The organism is Paraburkholderia sp. Tr-20389 (genome assembly GCF_017104565.1).
GTDB lineage: Bacteria > Pseudomonadota > Gammaproteobacteria > Burkholderiales > Burkholderiaceae > Paraburkholderia.
Genome location: NZ_JAAGPD010000037.1, coordinates 24,671 through 41,584 on the forward strand (window position 1 = coordinate 24,671; position 16,914 = coordinate 41,584).

Here is a 16,914-nt window from a genome sequence, read left to right on the forward strand (position 1 = left end):
CATTTTTGCGACCGCGCTATGACGACTTCCACTGCTCCTGCTTCGCCGGACCGCCCGCTCGATATGATCATCTTCGGCGGCGCCGGCGACCTGTCAGCCCGCAAGCTGCTGCCCGCGCTGTATATGGCGCATACGCACGGCAACCTGCCCGCCGAGACACGCATTCTGGCCATTGGCCGTCGCGAGTGGCAGCGTGACGATTATCTGAAATGGATGGAGGAGCAGAGCCGTCCGTTCATCGAATCGAACTCGTTCGACTCGTCCGCATGGGACCGCTTCCTGTCGCTGTTCGAATACGTGCGCGTCGACGTCGACCAGGCCGAGGCATATCAGCGCCTGGCCGAAGCATCGCGCGAGAATGCGCTGCGCGTGTTCTATCTGTCGACGTCGCCGGAACTGTTCACGACCATCTGCGACAACCTCTCGTCGCACGGTCTGCTCGACGAGTATTCGCGTGTCGTGCTCGAGAAGCCGCTCGGCCACGATCTGGCGTCGGCGCAGGCAATCAACGATTCCGTCGGCAAGCATTTCTCCGAACATCAGATCTACCGGATCGACCACTATCTCGGCAAGGAAACGGTGCAGAACCTGATGGTGCTGCGCTTCGGCAACGCGATCTTCGGGCCGCTGTGGCAGGCGCCGTATATCCGCAGCGTGCAGATCACGGTGGCCGAGTCGGTCGGTGTGGGCACGCGCGCGGGCTTCTACGATCACACCGGCGCCATGCGCGACATGGTGCAGAATCATTTGCTGCAGCTGCTGTGCATCGTCGCGATGGAACCGCCCGTGTCGCTCGATGCCGACGCCGTGCGCGACGAGAAGCTCAAGGTGCTGCGTTCGCTGCGTCCGATGACGGCGGAAGACATTTCGCGCGATACGGTGCGCGGGCAGTACACGGCTGGCGCTGTCGGCGGCGAGCCGGTGAAGGGCTATCTGGAAGAGGCGAACGTGCCGCCCGATAGCCGCGCGGAAACCTTCGTCGCACTGCGTGCGCACATCAACAACTGGCGCTGGGCCAACGTGCCGTTCTATCTGCGTACGGGCAAGCGGATGGCGAAGAAGCTGTCGGAGATCGTGATCGAATTCGCGGATCTGCCGTTTTCGATCATGCCGAATAGCCCGTGCGGTCCGCGCAATTGCGGCAACCGCCTCGTGATCCAGTTGCAGCCGAACGAATCGATCCAGCTGCAGATGCTCGCGAAAGAGCCGGGTAGCGGCATGCGCACGCTGCCCGTGAATCTGAATCTCGATCTCGAACAGGCGTTCACGAGCCGTCGCGCGGAAGCGTATGAGCGTCTGCTGATCGACGTCGTGCGCGGCAGGCTCACTCACTTCATGCGCCGCGATGAACTGGAAGCGGCGTGGACGTGGGTCGATCCGATCATCGAAGCGTGGAAGCGCAATGGCGACAAGCCGCGTGGGTATACAGCGGGAACGTTTGGGCCGGGGGCTTCGACGGCGATGATGGCGCGGGAGAATATGGTGTGGTCGGAGGAGTCGTAAGCCTCTGGATGCATGAGTGTGAGAAAGGCGAAGAGGGTGACTTCTTCGCCTTTTTCGTTTTCAGACCGAGCCGCGCTCTTCAGCCGGTCGGGTAGTCACTCATCCGCAGCGTCGTGCAAGTGGTCGGCGAGGTAATCGATCAGCGCCCGAACCTTCGACGGAAGGAAGCGGTTAGGCGGATACAGCAGCCAGACGGGGCCCATATAGGGACGCGCCTCGAACTCCCACTCGTCGAGAACCTGAACGAGATCGCCTTGCCGCAGCGCTTGCGCCGCGGCGAAGTCGGGCAGGCTCGCAATGCCGAAGTCCTGCAACGCTGCATCGAGACGGGCGCCCGCATGGTTGGCGATATAACGCCCCCTCACTTCCAGCGACTGGGTTTGCGTGCCGCGCCGGAAATGCCATCGATTGTCGTCGACCGTTTCTCCCAGATACAGGCACTCGTGCCGTGCGAGATCGCGCGGCTCGGCGGGTGTCCCGTGTGCGTCGAGATAGGCCGGCGACGCACATAGCAGCCATCGCACGGTACCGAGCCGCCGGGCAGCGAGGCCCAACGGCGGCGAGCGTGTCAGTCGAATCACAATGTCGACGTCGTCCCGCAACGGATCGACTTCGCGGTCGGCAAACACCAGTTGCACATCCACGTCCGGCCAGTTGCGCAGAAATCCGGGTATCAGCGGATGGATCACGGATCGCGCGAAAGCGATCGGCGCACTGACGCTGACCTTTCCTCGCGGCTCGCCGACCACTTGTCCGGCGACATCGACGGCGCCTGACGCCGCACCGACGATGTCGCGGCAATAGCGATAGACCTGCGCGCCCGAATCGGTCACCCGGACGCTGCGCGTCGAGCGCTCCAGCAGGCGCGTGCCAAGCGATTCCTCCAGGCGTTTGATCTGCCGGCTCACCGTCGACGGCGTGCTGCCCAGTTGGCGCGCGGCCTCGGAGAAATTGCCGGCATCGACCACGCGGGCAAAGGTCGCCATGTCGGGCAACAGCGCAAAAAGCTCAGTGGGGTTCATTGTCGTGCTCGCATCGGTCGACGCATTTGTGCATCTCAGACATAAAAGATGTTCTCCGAGCCCCGATTATAGTTTCCGGCGCAATGCCCGATCATTCGGACTGTTCGATGAGAAAAAGGGAGTCCGACGTGTCGAATCAGAAACGTTTGCTGTGGATATCCGACCTGATGTTGCTCGCGGTCGCGATGGTGTGGGGCACGAGTTATGGGGTCGTGAAAGTCGCGCTCGCGTTCTATCCCGTTTTGGGGCTGCTCGCGCTGCGCTTTGGGCTGACCTTCATCGTGCTGTCGCCGGCATTGCGATCGCTGCGGCACGTCAAGGCTTCTGCACTCATCGGCACGTTCGGCGCGAGCGTGCTGCTGCTCGGCATCTTTCTGGCCGAGACGTTCGGGATCTCGCTGACGCGAGCGTCCAACGCCGCGTTTCTGATCAGCTTGTGTGTCGTGCTGACGCCGCTCGTCGAATGGGCGCTGCTGCGCAGAAAGCCGTTGCCTGTCGAGTGGATCGCCGTCGGATTGTCGCTGGCGGGTGCTGCTCTAGTGAGCGGCGGCGTGTTCATTCCGACGGCCGGCGATGCGTTGATTCTGCTCGCTGCGCTGCTCCGCGCATTGATGGTATGCGTGACCAAACGTGTGATGCGCGACCCGGCGCTCGCGCCGCTGTCGGTGACGGCGGTTCAGGCGGGCACCGTCGCGCTCGGCAGTCTCGTCGTCGCGCTGGTGTGGCCGTCCGGGCAATGGCGTGCACTGCCGTCGCTCGCCGGGCATGGCGTCTTCTGGATGAGCATCGGCTACCTGGTGATTGCCTGCACGCTGTTCGCATTCTTCGCGCAGAACTTCGCCGTCAAGCGCAGCAGCCCGACACGCGTGGCGCTATTGATGGGAAGCGAACCGGCGTTCGGCGCGCTGTTCGCGTACGCGTGGCTCGGGGAGCATCTTTCGATGTCGGGCTGGGTCGGAGGCGGCTTGATGGTGTCAGCCTCCGTGCTCGCAACAGTGCCCTGGCAAAAGCGTACAAGCGCTTCGGTCGACGTGCATGCGGCTGTCGCGAGTGACGCCTGACGGCGCGCAAAAAGGCATTGCCGACTGGCATCGCATGCCTCGTATCGAGCGCCGACGATCCGCGCGACATCGACGACGCCGCGTCGCCGTTCGCGCCGGGTCAAACGGCGCGCTCAGAACACATCCACCCGCCCCGGAAAGGTCTCTTCGTAAGCCGCCGCCGCATCACCTTCAACGGGCGTGCCGCCGCGCTGCTCCCTGAACATCACGGGCGGCATGCCGAATTCCTTGCGAAACTCGCGCCCAAGATGTGATGCGTCGGAGAATCCGCAGCTCGAAGCGATGTCCGCCACCGTCCGGTCCGAACTCGTCAGCAACCACGCAGCCGTTCTCAAGCGAACCTGTTTCGCAAACGCCTGCGGGCTCTTCCCCGTCTCCGCCTTGAACAGCCGCTCCAGCTGACGCGGCGACAAATCCAGCTTGCAAGCGAGTTCTTCCAACGGCAGCGTGCGCCCGACATGCTGCTCCATCAACAGGATCGCGCGCTTGACCTTCGGATGCGTCGCCGGCTCCAGCCCCGGCGGATGCGGCTGCGGCGCGTTGCCTTTCTGCATTTCGCCGACGAGCAGAATCCGCAGCGCCTTCTGCACCGTCGCCGTCTCGAAGTGCCGCAGCAGGATCGCTGCCGCCACGTCGATCGAAGCCCGTCCGCCCGAGCACGTAATGCGTCGCCGGTCGATCACGAACAGCCGGTCCGCGACCAGCGAGTCCGAATTGACGGCAGGGAAGCGTTCGACGAAATCCCAGTAGTGAAACCAGCTGACGCAAATCCGGTGCGCGTCGAGCACGCCCGCGCGCATCAGCGCGAACACGCCTGTGCAGATGCCGACCAGCGTTGCGCTCTTGCGCGCAGCGTCGCGGATGAACTGCAGCGTTTCGTCGCTTGCCTGCGGCCCCGAATGCAGCAGCCCGCCGACGACGACCACGTAGTCGAACGGCTCGGCATCGGCGAAGGTTTCCCACGGTGTGATCTGGATGCCGCAACTCGCGCGCACGGGCGCGAGCGTGTCGCCAATCACGCTCCACGAGCAGCGCACCGGCTTGCTGTAGTCGCCTTCGTCGGCGGAAAGACGCAGCATGTCGACGAAGCCCGAGAACGCCGTCAGCGTGAAGTTCGGCAGCAGGATGATGCCGAAGCGGATGCGCTCTTTGGGCAGCGCGTCGATGGAAGTCAGCGGTAGTGAATCAACGATGGTCATGAAGGTCGTCAGTGGCCGACAACGAATAAGAATAAACAACACGCACGCGGGATAACCCTAGCGTCGCCGATCCGGCTGCATGCCTCTTGTCCTTTTGCGACACCGATTTTCTCAGATGCGAAGCGCGTGCGCCCCTGTCCGGCATGCGATCCACAGAACGCCGGGCCGCCCTGACTTGCGTTTTTCCGTCACCGGCTTGCGCGGAAGCGCAGTGGAAACCCGCTCTGGCGTCGCCATCCCACGTCGATGCCGTTTTTGTTCTATCTGCGGATTTTACGCTTTGGTGTACTGGCGTCACTGCGGAAGTCTCGCGTTTCCGCCCACTCAACTGAGCAAGGTTTCCATGAACGTCAGCGTTTTCGACCTGTTCAAGATCGGCATCGGACCATCGAGTTCGCATACGGTCGGCCCGATGATCGCCGCGTGCCGCTTCGCTTCGCATATCGAGGACGCGAATCTGCTCGCGTTCGTGCGCCGCGTGAAAGTCGAGCTGTATGGCTCGCTCGGCGCGACGGGCAAGGGCCACGGCACCGACAAGGCGGTGCTGCTCGGCCTCGAAGGCCATCTGCCCGACACCATCGACCCCGATATGATCGAACCGCGTCTCGCGGACATCCGCAAGGGCAAGCAACTGTCGCTGCTCGGCAAGCACCAGATCGCGTTCGAGGAGAAAGAGCACATTGCGTTCTTCCGCCGTCTGATGAGCGGCACGGGCAGCATCGTGCATCCGAACGGCATGCGCTTTCAGGCATTCGACGAGAACGGCCAACTGCTCGTCGAGAAAGAGTATTACTCGGTCGGCGGCGGCTTCGTCGTCAACCGCGAAGGCGATCGCGTGAACGGCGTGCGCGCGGGCGGCGAAGTGCCATATCCGTTCCGCACCGGCGACGACCTGATGCGTGTATGCCGCGAAAGCGGGCTGTCCGTCGCGCAGGTGACGTTCGCCAACGAATGCGCGTCGCGCCCGGCAGAAGAAGTGCGCGAAGGCCTGCTGGCGATCTGGCGCACGATGGCCGCATGCGTCGAGCGCGGCTGCAAGATGCATGGCGAGCTGCCCGGCCCGATGAAGGTCAAGCGCCGCGCCGCCGATCTCACCGTGCAACTGCGTACGCGTTCGGAAGAGTCGCTGCGCGATCCGCTGTCGATGCTCGACTGGGTCAACCTCTACGCAATGGCCGTCAACGAAGAGAATGCCGCGGGCGGCCGCGTCGTCACCGCGCCGACCAACGGCGCAGCAGGCGTGATCCCCGCCGTGCTGCATTACTACGTGAAGTTCGTGCCGGGTTCGAACGAGAACGGCATCGTCGACTTTCTGCTGACGGCGGCCGCCATCGGCATCATCTACAAGGAAACGGCGTCGATCTCGGGCGCCGAAGTGGGCTGCCAGGGCGAAGTCGGCGTTGCGTGCTCGATGGCCGCGGCGGCGCTCGCGGCCGTGATGGGCGGCACGGCGACGCAGGTCGAGAACGCCGCCGAAATCGGCATGGAGCACAACCTCGGCATGACCTGCGACCCCGTCGGCGGCCTCGTGCAGATTCCCTGCATCGAGCGTAACGCGATGGGCGCGATCAAGGCGCTGAACGCATCGCGCATGGCGTTGAAGGGCGACGGCCAGCACTACGTGACGCTCGACAACGTCATCAAGACGATGCGCGAAACGGGCGCCGACATGAAAACGAAATACAAGGAGACGTCGCGCGGTGGTCTCGCCGTGAACGTCATCGAATGCTAATGGAAACCAGCAAGGCAACGACGAAGGGGTCTGCACGATGAGCCGCTATTCGATATTCAGTCTGTTCCGCAACGGGTTGTCGTATCACGAGAACTGGGAGCGACAGTGGAGAAGCCCGGAACCGAAGAAGGAATACGACGTGGTGATCGTCGGCGGCGGCGGGCATGGTCTCGCGACCGCGTACTACCTCGCGAAGGAACACGGCGTGAAGAACGTCGCGATTCTGGAGAAGGGTTGGATCGGCGGCGGCAACACGGCGCGCAACACGACCATCGTGCGCTCGAACTATCTGTGGGACGAGTCGGCCGCGCTGTATGAAAAGGCGATGAAGCTGTGGGAAGGTCTGTCGCAAGACCTGAACTACAACGTGATGTTCTCGCAGCGCGGCGTGATGAACCTCGCGCACACGCTGCAGGACGTGCGCGACACCGAGCGCCGCGTGAATGCGAACCGCCTGAACGGCGTCGATGCCGAGTTCCTCACGCCCGCGCAGATCAAGGAAATCGAGCCGACCATCAACCTGAACAGCCGTTACCCGGTGCTCGGCGCTTCCATTCAACGCCGTGCGGGCGTCGCGCGTCACGATGCGGTTGCATGGGGCTTCGCACGCGGTGCGGACCAGGCGGGCGTCGACATCATCCAGAACTGCCAGGTGACGGGCATCCGTCGCGACGGCGGCCGCGTGACGGGCGTCGATACGGTGAAGGGCTTCATCAAGGCGAAGAAGGTCGCCGTCGTCGCAGCCGGCAACACGACCACGCTCGCCGACATGGCGGGCATCCGTCTGCCCATCGAAAGCCATCCGCTGCAGGCGCTCGTGTCGGAGCCGATCAAGCCCGTCGTCAACTCGGTGATCATGTCGAACGCGGTGCATGCGTACATCAGCCAGTCCGATAAGGGCGACCTCGTGATCGGCGCGGGCGTCGACCAGTACACGGGCTTCGGGCAGCGCGGCAGCTTCCACATCATCGAAGGCACGCTGCAGGCGATCGTCGAAATGTTCCCGGTGTTCTCGCGTGTGCGGATGAACCGTCAGTGGGGCGGCATCGTCGATGTCTCGCCCGATGCATGTCCGATCATCAGCAAGACCGACGTCAAGGGCCTGTACTTCAACTGCGGCTGGGGCACGGGCGGCTTCAAGGCGACGCCGGGCTCGGGCTGGGTGTTCGCGCACACCATCGCGAACGACGAACCGCATCCGCTGAACGCGCCGTTCTCGCTGGACCGCTTCTACAGCGGCCATCTGATCGACGAACACGGCGCTGCTGCCGTGGCCCACTAAACGCGCGCAACTGCGTTGCATGGGACCAGAGTAAGGCGCTAAAGCGCCAACTCTGGTCGACACTGGAGAAACACAATGCTGATGATCGAATGCCCGTGGTGCGGGCCGCGCGCCGAATCCGAATTTAGCTGTGGCGGCGAAGCCGACATTGCCCGTCCGCTCGACACCGACAAGCTCACCGACCGCGAATGGGGCGAGTACCTGTTCATGCGCAAGAATCCGCGCGGCGTGCACCGCGAGCAATGGATGCACACGCAGGGCTGCCGCCGCTGGTTCATGGCGACACGCGACACCGTCTCGTACAACATTCAGGGTTACGACACGTTCAAGACGGGCAACACGTCCGCTGATGCTCAAGGGGGCAACAAGCAATGAGCCAGAAGAACCGCCTCGGCGCCGGTGGGCGCATCAACCGCGCGATCCCGCTGACCTTCACGTTCAACGGCCGCACGTATCAGGGCTTTCAGGGCGACACGCTGGCGTCCGCGCTGCTCGCGAACGGCGTGCACTTCGTCGCGCGCAGCTTCAAGTATCACCGGCCGCGCGGCATCGTCACGGCCGACGTCGCCGAACCGAATGCTGTCGTGCAGCTGGAGCGCGGCGCCTATACGGTGCCGAATGCACGCGCGACGGAGATCGAGCTGTATCAGGGGCTCGTTGCGACGAGCGTGAACGCAGAGCCGAATCTCGAACACGATCGCATGGCGATCAACCAGAAGTTCGCGCGCTTCATGCCTGCGGGCTTCTACTACAAGACCTTCATGTGGCCGGCCAAATGGTGGCCGAAGTACGAAGAGAAGATCCGCGAAGCCGCGGGTCTCGGCAAGGCGCCCGAAGTGCTCGACGCCGACCGCTACGACAAGTGCTACGCGCATTGCGACGTGCTCGTCGTGGGCGGCGGACCGACGGGTCTCGCGGCGGCGCATGCGGCGGCGTCGAGCGGCGCGCGCGTGATCCTCGTCGACGATCAGCGCGAACTCGGCGGCAGCCTGCTGTCGTGCAAGACGGAGATCGACGGACATGCGGCGCTGAGCTGGGTCGAGAAGATCGAGGCGGAACTCTCGCGCATGCCCGACGTGAAGATCCTGTCGCGCAGCACGGCGTTCGGCTATCAGGATCACAACCTCGTCACGGTGACGCAGCGTCTGACGGAGCATCAGCCCGTGTCGATGCGCAAGGGCACGCGCGAACTGCTGTGGAAGATCCGCGCCAAACGCGTGATCCTCGCGACGGGCGCTCACGAGCGTCCCATCGTGTTCGGCAACAACGATCTGCCGGGCGTGATGCTGGCGTCGGCGGTGTCGACGTATGTCCATCGCTTCGGCGTGATGCCGGGGCGCGATGCCGTTGTGTTCACGAACAACGACGCGGGCTATCGCTGCGCGCTGGATATGAAAGCGTGCGGCGCGAACGTCACCGTCGTCGATCCGCGAGCGCAGGGCAGCGGCGCGTTGCAGGCGGCCGCGCGCCGTCACGGCGTGAAGATCATGAACAACGCGGCCGTGATGACGGCGCATGGCAAGCAGCGCGTGACGTCCGTGGAAGTGGTCGCGTATGCGAACGGCAAGACGGGCGCGAAGCAAGCGGACCTGCAATGCGATCTGGTCGCGATGTCGGGCGGCTTCAGCCCGGTGTTGCACCTGTTCGCGCAGTCGGGCGGCAAGGCGCACTGGAACGATACGAAAGCGTGCTTCGTGCCGGGCAAGGGCATGCAGCCGGAAACGAGCGTCGGCGCGGCGGCGGGCGAATTCAGCCTTGCGCGCGGCCTGCGTCTCGCGGTCGATGCCGGCGTCGAAGCCGTCAAGTCGATCGGTTATGCGGTGACGCGTCCGCAGGTGCCGCAGGTGGCCGAAGTCGTCGAGTCGCCGCTGCAGCCGCTGTGGCTCGTCGGCAGCCGCACGGAAGCGGCGCGCGGTGCGAAGCAGTTCGTCGACTTCCAGAACGACGTATCCGCGGCCGATATTCTGCTTGCGGCGCGCGAAGGCTTCGAATCCGTCGAGCACGTGAAGCGCTATACGGCGATGGGCTTCGGCACGGATCAAGGCAAGCTCGGCAACATCAACGGCATGGCGATTCTCGCGGATGCGCTCGGCAAGACGATTCCCGAAACGGGCACGACGACGTTCCGTCCGAACTACACGCCCGTGACCTTCGGCACGTTCGCGGGCCGCGAACTCGGCGATCTGCTCGACCCGATCCGCAAGACGGCCGTGCACGAATGGCACGTCGAAAACGGCGCGATGTTCGAGGACGTCGGCAACTGGAAGCGTCCGTGGTACTTCCCGCTGAAGGGTGAAGACCTGCATGCGGCCGTCAAGCGCGAATGCCTCGCGGTGCGCAACAGCGTCGGCATTCTCGATGCATCGACGCTCGGCAAGATCGACATTCAGGGCCCGGATGCCGCGAAGCTGCTGAACTGGATGTACACGAATCCGTGGAGCAAGCTCGAAGTCGGCAAGTGCCGCTACGGCCTGATGCTCGACGAAAACGGCATGGTGTTCGACGACGGCGTGACGGTGCGCCTCGCCGACCAGCACTTCATGATGACCACCACGACGGGCGGCGCGGCGCGCGTGCTGACGTGGATGGAACGCTGGCTGCAGACGGAATGGCCGGACATGAAGGTGCGCCTCGCCTCCGTGACCGATCACTGGGCGACCTTCGCCGTGGTCGGTCCGAAGAGTCGCAAGGTTTTGCAGAAGGTGTGCAGCGACATCGACTTCGCCAACGAAGCGTTCCCGTTCATGTCGTATCGCAACGGCACGGTGGCGGGCGTGAAGGCGCGCGTGATGCGGATCAGCTTCTCGGGTGAACTCGCTTATGAAGTGAACGTGCCCGCGAACATGGGCCGCGCGGTATGGGAAGCGCTGATGGCCGCGGGCGCCGAGTTCGACATCACGCCGTACGGCACGGAAACGATGCACGTGCTGCGCGCGGAGAAGGGTTACATCATCGTCGGTCAGGATACGGACGGCTCGGTCACGCCGCACGATCTGGGCATGGGCGGGCTGGTCGCGAAGACCAAGGACTTCCTGGGACGCCGTTCGCTGTCGCGTTCGGATACGACGAAGGACAACCGCAAGCAGTTCGTCGGTCTGCTCACCGATGATCCGCAGTTCGTGCTTCCCGAAGGCAGCCAGATCGTCGCGGGTCCGTTCCAGGGCGATACGGCGCCGATGCTCGGGCACGTGACGTCGAGCTACTACAGCCCGATTCTGAATCGTTCGATCGCGCTCGCCGTGGTCAAGGGCGGCCTGAACAAGATGGGGCAAAGCGTGACGATCCCGCTGTCGAGCGGCAAGCAGATCGCTGCGAAGATCGCCAGCCCCGTTTTCTACGACACCGAAGGAGTGCGTCAACATGTGGAATGAAACAAGGAACAATGCACCGGGCGCAACCTCGGCAGTCGCACAACGTGTGGCGGGCCAGGCGTGGCAGGAGTCGCCGCTCGCCGGCGTCGGCGATCTGGTGAAAAAGCACTCGGCGGTGCCGTCGAAGAAGTTTCATCTGCGCGAGAAGGCGTTCTGCGATCTGGTGAACCTGCGCGGCGATGTACGTGACGCGGCGTTTGTGAATGCCGTCGCGAGCGTGACGGGCTGCGAGCCGCCCGCGAAGCCGAACACGGTGGCGCGCGGCAACGGCTACGACGTGCTGTGGCTCGGTCCTGATGAATGGCTGGTGCGTTCGCAGCAGGCGCAGGCGCCTGTTGCCGAAGAGAAGCTGGTCGAGGCGCTGCAGGGGCAGTTCGCATCGGCCGTCGATATCGGCAGCGGCTGGACGGTGCTCGAAGTGAGCGGCGAGAAGGTGCGTGACGTGATCGCACGCGGCTGTCCGCTCGATCTGCATCCGCGCATCCTTGCGCCGGGCCAGTGTGCGCAGAGTCATTACTTCAAGGCGTCGATCGTGCTGGTGCCTGTTGCCGGCGATGCGTATGAGATCGTCGTGCGCCGCAGCTTTGCCGATTACTTCGTTCGTATCATGCTCGACGCGGCTGAGCCGCTGATGTCGTGAAGCCGTTCGAGGAACCGTTAGCGGCGTTCATGGAGCCTGCCTTGGGCGCGCGTGGTTCGCGCGGCAAGGGCTGGCGCGTGTTCATCGACGAGCTGGTGGTGTCGACGCGCATCGGCATTCATGCGCATGAGCATCTCGCGCCGCAGCCCGTCGTGATCGACGCGAGCCTGGCCTATCGCTGCGAGCCTTCGGAAGAGGGCACGCACGCGATGATCGACTATGAGCGGTACTGCAATCGCGTGAGCGAGTTTCTTTCGGCCAAGCCGCATACGCGGATGCTGGAGACGTTGGCTGTCGAGATCGCGCGGTTGTCGTTCGACGAGTGGCCGGCGCTCGACGCGCTTACGTTGTCGCTGTACAAGCCGAAGATTCGCGAGGGCACGAGGCGGATCGGTGTCGAACTCGACTGGACGCGGGCGGATTATGACGTGCATCGTACCTCGGTTGTTGCGGGCTGAGGGCGCCCTATGTCGCGTGCGCAGACGTCCGAGTTGCTCAGGCGCGCGTATGAGTCGGGCGATGTGCGTGCCGCCGTTGCTCTGTTAGATCAGAGTATCGCGTTGGGGCATCGCAAGATTGCGTTGATCCGGTATTTGCAGGCGCAGCATCTCGATGCGCCGCTCGATGCCAGGCATCATGAGTATGTTCGCGATGTCGCTGCGAGGATGAGTCCTCGCACGTTGGCTAGAGTTGTTGGGGAGGCTCGTGCCAGGGCTGGCAGGCGGGACGGGTAGAGTTTGCTTTTTGTCTGCGACGCTAGTCGTCATTCTTGCCTTCTCGGCGCGGGCTTCGCCTTTTGGTTTTCGCTCTGCGCTTTTGCTGGCATCCGCTTTTTCATGTCGGTGTTCATGCGTTGCCCCTGTGCGGGGCGGCACTTACTTTCTTTGCCGCCGCAAAGAAAGTAAGCAAAGAAAGCGGGCTAACCCCGCCAGCCCGTGTTCCTGCCTGCGGGCCCCCAACGGGTCCCGCACTCCACACGGCAATACTTTGTTTTGCGCCCGTTGCCAGCGCCTCGAACCGGCGCATCACCCACTCCAGTCACCCGTAGCGCACCGAGCGGCAGCGACCCGTCTGCGCCACCCAGGTGGCAAACTGTGTGTAGGTTATTGCACTGCATGCGTTCGCGCTCCTACGACACCGATCCCGCTTTTCAGCCCGGAGTGGTGCACTTCGATCGCGACGGCCTACACACAGTTTGCCACCTGGGCGGCCGTGGATGTCTGGTAACGCGGTCCGTGACGCGGGAGTGTGAAGCGGGTGATGCGTGAGTTAGCACGCTGGCAACGCGCGCGAACAAGCACGTTGCCGCGTGAAGTGTAAGAACTGTTGGGGGCCCGCAGGCAATAACTAGCATTGGCGGTGTTAGCCCGCTTTCTTTGCTTACTTTCTTTGCGGCGGCAAAGAAAGTAAGTGCCGCCCCGCACAGGGGCAACGCATGAACTACCAACACCAAAACGCGGATGCCAGCACGCGAAACCGCGGATGCCAGCAAAGAAAACCCAGAATGGCGACTGCGTCGCAGAAAAAAAGCATCACGCCGCATGCAAGCGGCCCTGCATCAACATCCTGACCCGTGACAAATCCGCCTCGACATGCCCCTGATGTTCGAACAGCTCAGCGAGCCAATCCACGAAGGCTCTGACCCGCGGCGACACACGCCGCCCCTTCACATAAGCAACCGAAACAGACATCGGCACCGGCTTCCACTGCGGCAAAACCTCACGTAACAAGCCCTTGTCGAGCAGAGCTTGCGCAGCAATGCGTGCAGGCTGGATCAACCCAAGCCCCTGCAACCCGCAGGTCAAATACGCATGCTCGTCGCTGACCTTGATGAAGCCATTCACCTTCACGGTCAACGGACTGCCGCCGACATCGAAGTCGAAGTCGACCGCGCGCCCCGTTAGCGCCGACATGCAGTTCACGGCAACATGTCCCGACAGGTCATCGAGACTTTCAGGCATCCCGTATCGTTCAAGATAAGCAGGACTCGCACACGTCACGTGCTCCAGCGTCCCGAGCCGCTTCGCAGCCAGGCCCGAATCGGGCAACTCGCCCAGCTGGATACTGCAATCCACCGCTTCGCCGACCAGATCGACGTTGCGATGACTCACGCCGATCGCGAGATCGATCGACGGATAGCGCTCGTGAAAATCATCGAGCGCAGGCAGCACGATCGAAGTCGCAACGGCGCCCGGCATTTCGACGCGCAGACGTCCGCTCGGATTGTCGAGCGTCTGGCGCAGCGTCGCTTCCATCTCGTCGATATCGGCGAGAATCTGCGCGCAACGCTCGTAATAGGCCGCGCCTTCCGGCGTGAGACTCAGACGCCGCGTCGTGCGCACGAGCAGCGTCGTGCCGAGCAGCGCTTCCAGGTTCTGCACAATGGTGGTTGCCGTCGCGCGCGGAATTTCCAGCGACTCCGCCGCGCGGGTGAAGCTGTTGGTATCGACGATACGCATGAACGTGCGCATCGCCTGAATACGGTCGATCACGGAACTCTCCTGTTGAAGACAAACCAGCAGAAAACACCGCGGCGTGCGCCGTCATGAGGTGACGGCGCGCCGGTACTGCAAACGCAATGACTGATGCGAGGCGGGAAGCAGGGACAGGCCGCCGTCCTGCACGGCCTGGAAGGAGGGGGTGAAGCGCGAATCTGGTCCTGTTGGGTCCTGCTGCCCGTTACTTGCGGAGCGAGTCGAGATCGATGACGAAGCGGTACTTCACATCGCTCTTCAACATGCGCTCATATGCTTCATTGATCTGCTGCATCTGGATCATCTCGATGTCCGAGGTGATGCCGTGCTTGCCGCAGAAGTCCAGCATTTCCTGTGTCTCCGCAATGCCGCCGATCAGCGACCCCGCCAGACGGCGGCGCTTCATGATCAGGTTGAACACCTGCGGCGACGGATGGTCGTGTTCCGGCGCCCCCACCAGCGTCAGCGTGCCGTCACGCTTCAGCAGGTTGATGAACGGATTCAGATCGTGCTGCGCGGCAACCGTGTTGACGATCAGATCGAAGCTGTTCACATGCGCTTCCATCTCCGCCGGGTTCTTCGAGATCACCACTTCGTCCGCACCGAGACGCTTTGCATCTTCGATCTTCGATGCCGACGTCGTGAACAGCACGACGTGCGCGCCCATCGCATGCGCGAGCTTCACGCCCATGTGGCCGAGGCCGCCCAGACCGACGATGCCGACCTTCTTGCCGGGACCCGCGCCCCACGTGCGCAGCGGCGAATAGAGCGTGATGCCCGCGCACAGCAGCGGCGCGACGCCCGCTGGATCGAGGTTCTCCGGCACGCGCAGCACGAAGTCTTCATCGACGACGAGTTGCGTCGAATAGCCGCCGTACGTCACGGCGCCCGTCTGACGGTCGTTGCCGTTGTACGTGCCGACGAAGCCGTTCTCGCAATACTGTTCGAGACCTTCCTGGCAGCTCGGGCAGGTGCGGCACGAATCGACCAGACAGCCGACGCCGACCAGTTGGCCCACCTTGTATTTCGTCACCTGCGACCCGACGTTCGTCACGCGGCCGACGATCTCATGGCCGGGCACAACCGGGAAAATCGTGTTCTTCCATTCGTTGCGTGCCTGATGCAGGTCCGAATGACAGACGCCGCAAAACAGGACTTCCATCTGTACATCGTGTTCGCGTAGATCGCGACGCTGAAATTCGAACGGCGCGAGTTTCGATTGAGCGTCGGTTGCGGCATAGGCGTAGGTCGTGGTCATGAATGCTCCAGCTCGATAGTGCAATTGCGCGAGTCGCCGCGCGGTCTGTAAGCGACCTGCAAGCGCGGCGGGTGAATCTGTCGTGCGCCGTGGCGCGCGGGATGTCCGGCGTGAGAACCGTCCGTGGAGCGCAAAACGCGCGATGCAGGGCAACGCGCAGCGCGGATGCCTCGTGCGAGGCGATGGACGGGTGTCGCGGACAGGAAGCGGGCTTTGCGACAGGGTTCCCATGTTAGGGACCGGGCGTGGCCCAGGGAATACCTGAACGTCTTGAAGGTTTGCCTAATTCTCCTGGCGGCCTCCGCGATAGACCATTTAATGCTAGATTTCAAGCCATATTCTCTGGCCCCGCATGGTTTCGCCAAATGGATTTCATCATGTCCGACACAAAACATTCACATGGCGCGCCGCTCGCGGCGCGCACGCCCCAGCAGCGCATGGTCGAACTGCTGCGCACGCTTGCGCCCGCCGAGGGCATGACGGATGCGCCGCTCGAAGGCGTCAAGTTTCTGCGCGCGAATCATCCGATGCCGCGCCGCCCGGTGATGTACGAGCCGAGCATCGTCATTGTCTGTCAGGGGCGCAAGCGCGGCTATCTGGGCGAGCAGTCGTATATCTACGACGCGCAGCAGTATCTCGTGCTGTCCGTGCCGCTGCCGTTCGAATGCGAGACGGAAGCGAGCATCGACGAGCCGTTTCTCGGCATTTCGATTCGCGTCGATCTGACGATGGTGGCCGAACTGCTGATGCTGCTCAACGAGACGCACGGCGCCGTCGACAGCGAGCCGCGCGGCATCTACTCGACGCCGCTCGACGAGCCGCTCGGCGATGCTGTGTTGCGTCTGCTCGAAGCGCTGGTGTCGCCGTTCGATGCGCGCATTCTCGCGCCGTCGATCGTGCGCGAGATCTGCTATCGCGTGCTGACGGGCGTGCAGGGCGACGCGATTCGAGCGGCACTCACGCATCAGCATCATTTCGGGCGCATCGCGAAGGCGCTGCGGCGCATTCATACGGAGTACGACGGCGATCTCGATGTCGAAACGCTCGCGCGCGAATCGGGCATGAGCCTCGCCGTGTTTCATGCGCAGTTCAAGAACGTCACCTCCACTTCACCGATGCAGTACGTGAAGACCACGCGCCTGCATCACGCGCGTCTGCTGATGGTTCAGGACGGGCTGAATGCGAGCGCGGCGGCGGCGCGCGTCGGCTACGAAAGCGCGTCGCAGTTCAGCCGCGAGTTCAAGCGCCTGTTCGGCTTGAGCCCCGTCGATGAAGTCAAGCGCATGCGCGGTACGCTCGACCCAGTCGTGCCGCCGCCTCAGCGCCCCGTCACGGCCGCGCGCAAGTACGTGACGACGAACTGAAGCCTCGT

Annotated in this window: 14 protein-coding genes; 10 read left to right on the forward strand and 4 right to left on the reverse strand. The window is 63.4% G+C overall.

Annotation, left to right across the window (positions count from 1 at the left end):
- Positions 1-18 precede the first annotated feature (18 nt).
- Positions 19-1,503 carry a glucose-6-phosphate dehydrogenase gene (gene zwf / locus G3N95_RS28225; RefSeq protein ID WP_205973384.1) on the forward strand — a complete coding sequence of 495 codons (1,485 nt, stop codon included), beginning with the start codon at positions 19-21 and terminating at the stop codon, positions 1,501-1,503.
- 95 nt (positions 1,504-1,598) lie between these two features.
- Here zwf and G3N95_RS28230 read toward each other — a convergent pair whose 3' ends face one another.
- A complete protein-coding gene (locus tag G3N95_RS28230; protein ID WP_205973385.1) occupies positions 1,599-2,525 on the reverse strand; it encodes a LysR family transcriptional regulator in 927 nt (308 codons plus the stop codon).
- Positions 2,526-2,653: 128 nt separating this feature from the next.
- Here G3N95_RS28230 and G3N95_RS28235 point away from each other — a divergent pair, with 128 nt between their 5' ends.
- Positions 2,654-3,586, forward strand: coding sequence for a DMT family transporter (locus G3N95_RS28235; RefSeq protein ID WP_205973386.1), 933 nt, complete (start codon positions 2,654-2,656; stop codon positions 3,584-3,586).
- 113 nt (positions 3,587-3,699) lie between these two features.
- Here the strand turns inward: G3N95_RS28235 and G3N95_RS28240 are convergent, their stop codons facing one another.
- On the reverse strand, positions 3,700-4,785 hold the full coding sequence (locus G3N95_RS28240) for a GlxA family transcriptional regulator (RefSeq protein ID WP_205973387.1): 1,086 nt from the start codon (positions 4,783-4,785) through the stop codon (positions 3,700-3,702).
- Between the two features lie 343 nt (positions 4,786-5,128).
- On the opposite strand from G3N95_RS28240, the gene G3N95_RS28245 reads away from it, so the two are divergent.
- From G3N95_RS28245 to G3N95_RS40695, 7 genes are all read left to right on the forward strand, one after another.
- Positions 5,129-6,517, forward strand: coding sequence for an L-serine ammonia-lyase (locus G3N95_RS28245; RefSeq protein WP_205973388.1), 1,389 nt, complete (start codon positions 5,129-5,131; stop codon positions 6,515-6,517).
- A 37-nt stretch (positions 6,518-6,554) separates the two neighbouring features.
- Positions 6,555-7,799, forward strand: coding sequence for a sarcosine oxidase subunit beta family protein (locus G3N95_RS28250; protein ID WP_205973389.1), 1,245 nt, complete (start codon positions 6,555-6,557; stop codon positions 7,797-7,799).
- Positions 7,800-7,874: 75 nt separating this feature from the next.
- Entirely contained in the window at positions 7,875-8,174 is a 300-nt protein-coding gene (locus tag G3N95_RS28255) for a sarcosine oxidase subunit delta (RefSeq protein ID WP_205973390.1), read from the forward strand.
- Positions 8,171-11,170, forward strand: a complete 3,000-nt coding sequence (locus tag G3N95_RS28260) for a sarcosine oxidase subunit alpha family protein (protein ID WP_205973391.1) — start codon at positions 8,171-8,173, stop codon at positions 11,168-11,170. The genes G3N95_RS28255 and G3N95_RS28260 overlap by 4 nt, the downstream gene beginning before the upstream one ends.
- Complete coding sequence (locus tag G3N95_RS28265; RefSeq protein WP_205973392.1) at positions 11,160-11,810, forward strand: sarcosine oxidase subunit gamma; 651 nt, start codon at positions 11,160-11,162, stop codon at positions 11,808-11,810. Before G3N95_RS28260 ends, G3N95_RS28265 begins: the two co-directional genes overlap by 11 nt.
- Positions 11,807-12,268, forward strand: a complete 462-nt coding sequence (locus tag G3N95_RS28270) for a dihydroneopterin aldolase (protein WP_205973393.1) — start codon at positions 11,807-11,809, stop codon at positions 12,266-12,268. The genes G3N95_RS28265 and G3N95_RS28270 overlap by 4 nt, the downstream gene beginning before the upstream one ends.
- Positions 12,269-12,277: 9 nt before the next feature.
- Positions 12,278-12,544 carry a hypothetical protein gene (locus G3N95_RS40695; RefSeq protein WP_241019004.1) on the forward strand — a complete coding sequence of 89 codons (267 nt, stop codon included), beginning with the start codon at positions 12,278-12,280 and terminating at the stop codon, positions 12,542-12,544.
- Between the two features lie 798 nt (positions 12,545-13,342).
- Here G3N95_RS40695 and G3N95_RS28275 read toward each other — a convergent pair.
- Positions 13,343-14,302 (reverse strand): LysR family transcriptional regulator, encoded by a 960-nt coding sequence (locus tag G3N95_RS28275; protein ID WP_205973394.1) that lies wholly within the window; start codon positions 14,300-14,302, stop codon positions 13,343-13,345.
- Positions 14,303-14,489: 187 nt separating this feature from the next.
- On the reverse strand, positions 14,490-15,542 hold the full coding sequence (locus G3N95_RS28280; RefSeq protein ID WP_205973395.1) for an NAD(P)-dependent alcohol dehydrogenase: 1,053 nt from the start codon (positions 15,540-15,542) through the stop codon (positions 14,490-14,492).
- A 377-nt stretch (positions 15,543-15,919) separates the two neighbouring features.
- Here G3N95_RS28280 and G3N95_RS28285 point away from each other — a divergent pair, with 377 nt between their 5' ends.
- Entirely contained in the window at positions 15,920-16,906 is a 987-nt protein-coding gene (locus G3N95_RS28285) for an AraC family transcriptional regulator (protein ID WP_205973396.1), read from the forward strand.
- Positions 16,907-16,914: the final 8 nt, after the last annotated feature.

Coding starts and splice junctions, on each gene's coding strand:
- zwf (WP_205973384.1), top strand. CDS start 19: ATGACGACTTCCACTGCTCCTGCTTCGCCGGACCGCCCGCTCGATATG.
- G3N95_RS28230 (WP_205973385.1), bottom strand. CDS start 2,525: ATGAACCCCACTGAGCTTTTTGCGCTGTTGCCCGACATGGCGACCTTT.
- G3N95_RS28240 (WP_205973387.1), bottom strand. CDS start 4,785: ATGACCATCGTTGATTCACTACCGCTGACTTCCATCGACGCGCTGCCC.
- G3N95_RS28245 (WP_205973388.1), top strand. CDS start 5,129: ATGAACGTCAGCGTTTTCGACCTGTTCAAGATCGGCATCGGACCATCG.
- G3N95_RS28250 (WP_205973389.1), top strand. CDS start 6,555: ATGAGCCGCTATTCGATATTCAGTCTGTTCCGCAACGGGTTGTCGTAT.
- G3N95_RS28255 (WP_205973390.1), top strand. CDS start 7,875: ATGCTGATGATCGAATGCCCGTGGTGCGGGCCGCGCGCCGAATCCGAA.
- G3N95_RS28260 (WP_205973391.1), top strand. CDS start 8,171: ATGAGCCAGAAGAACCGCCTCGGCGCCGGTGGGCGCATCAACCGCGCG.
- G3N95_RS28265 (WP_205973392.1), top strand. CDS start 11,160: ATGTGGAATGAAACAAGGAACAATGCACCGGGCGCAACCTCGGCAGTC.
- G3N95_RS40695 (WP_241019004.1), top strand. CDS start 12,278: ATGTCGCGTGCGCAGACGTCCGAGTTGCTCAGGCGCGCGTATGAGTCG.
- G3N95_RS28280 (WP_205973395.1), bottom strand. CDS start 15,542: ATGACCACGACCTACGCCTATGCCGCAACCGACGCTCAATCGAAACTC.
- G3N95_RS28285 (WP_205973396.1), top strand. CDS start 15,920: ATGTCCGACACAAAACATTCACATGGCGCGCCGCTCGCGGCGCGCACG.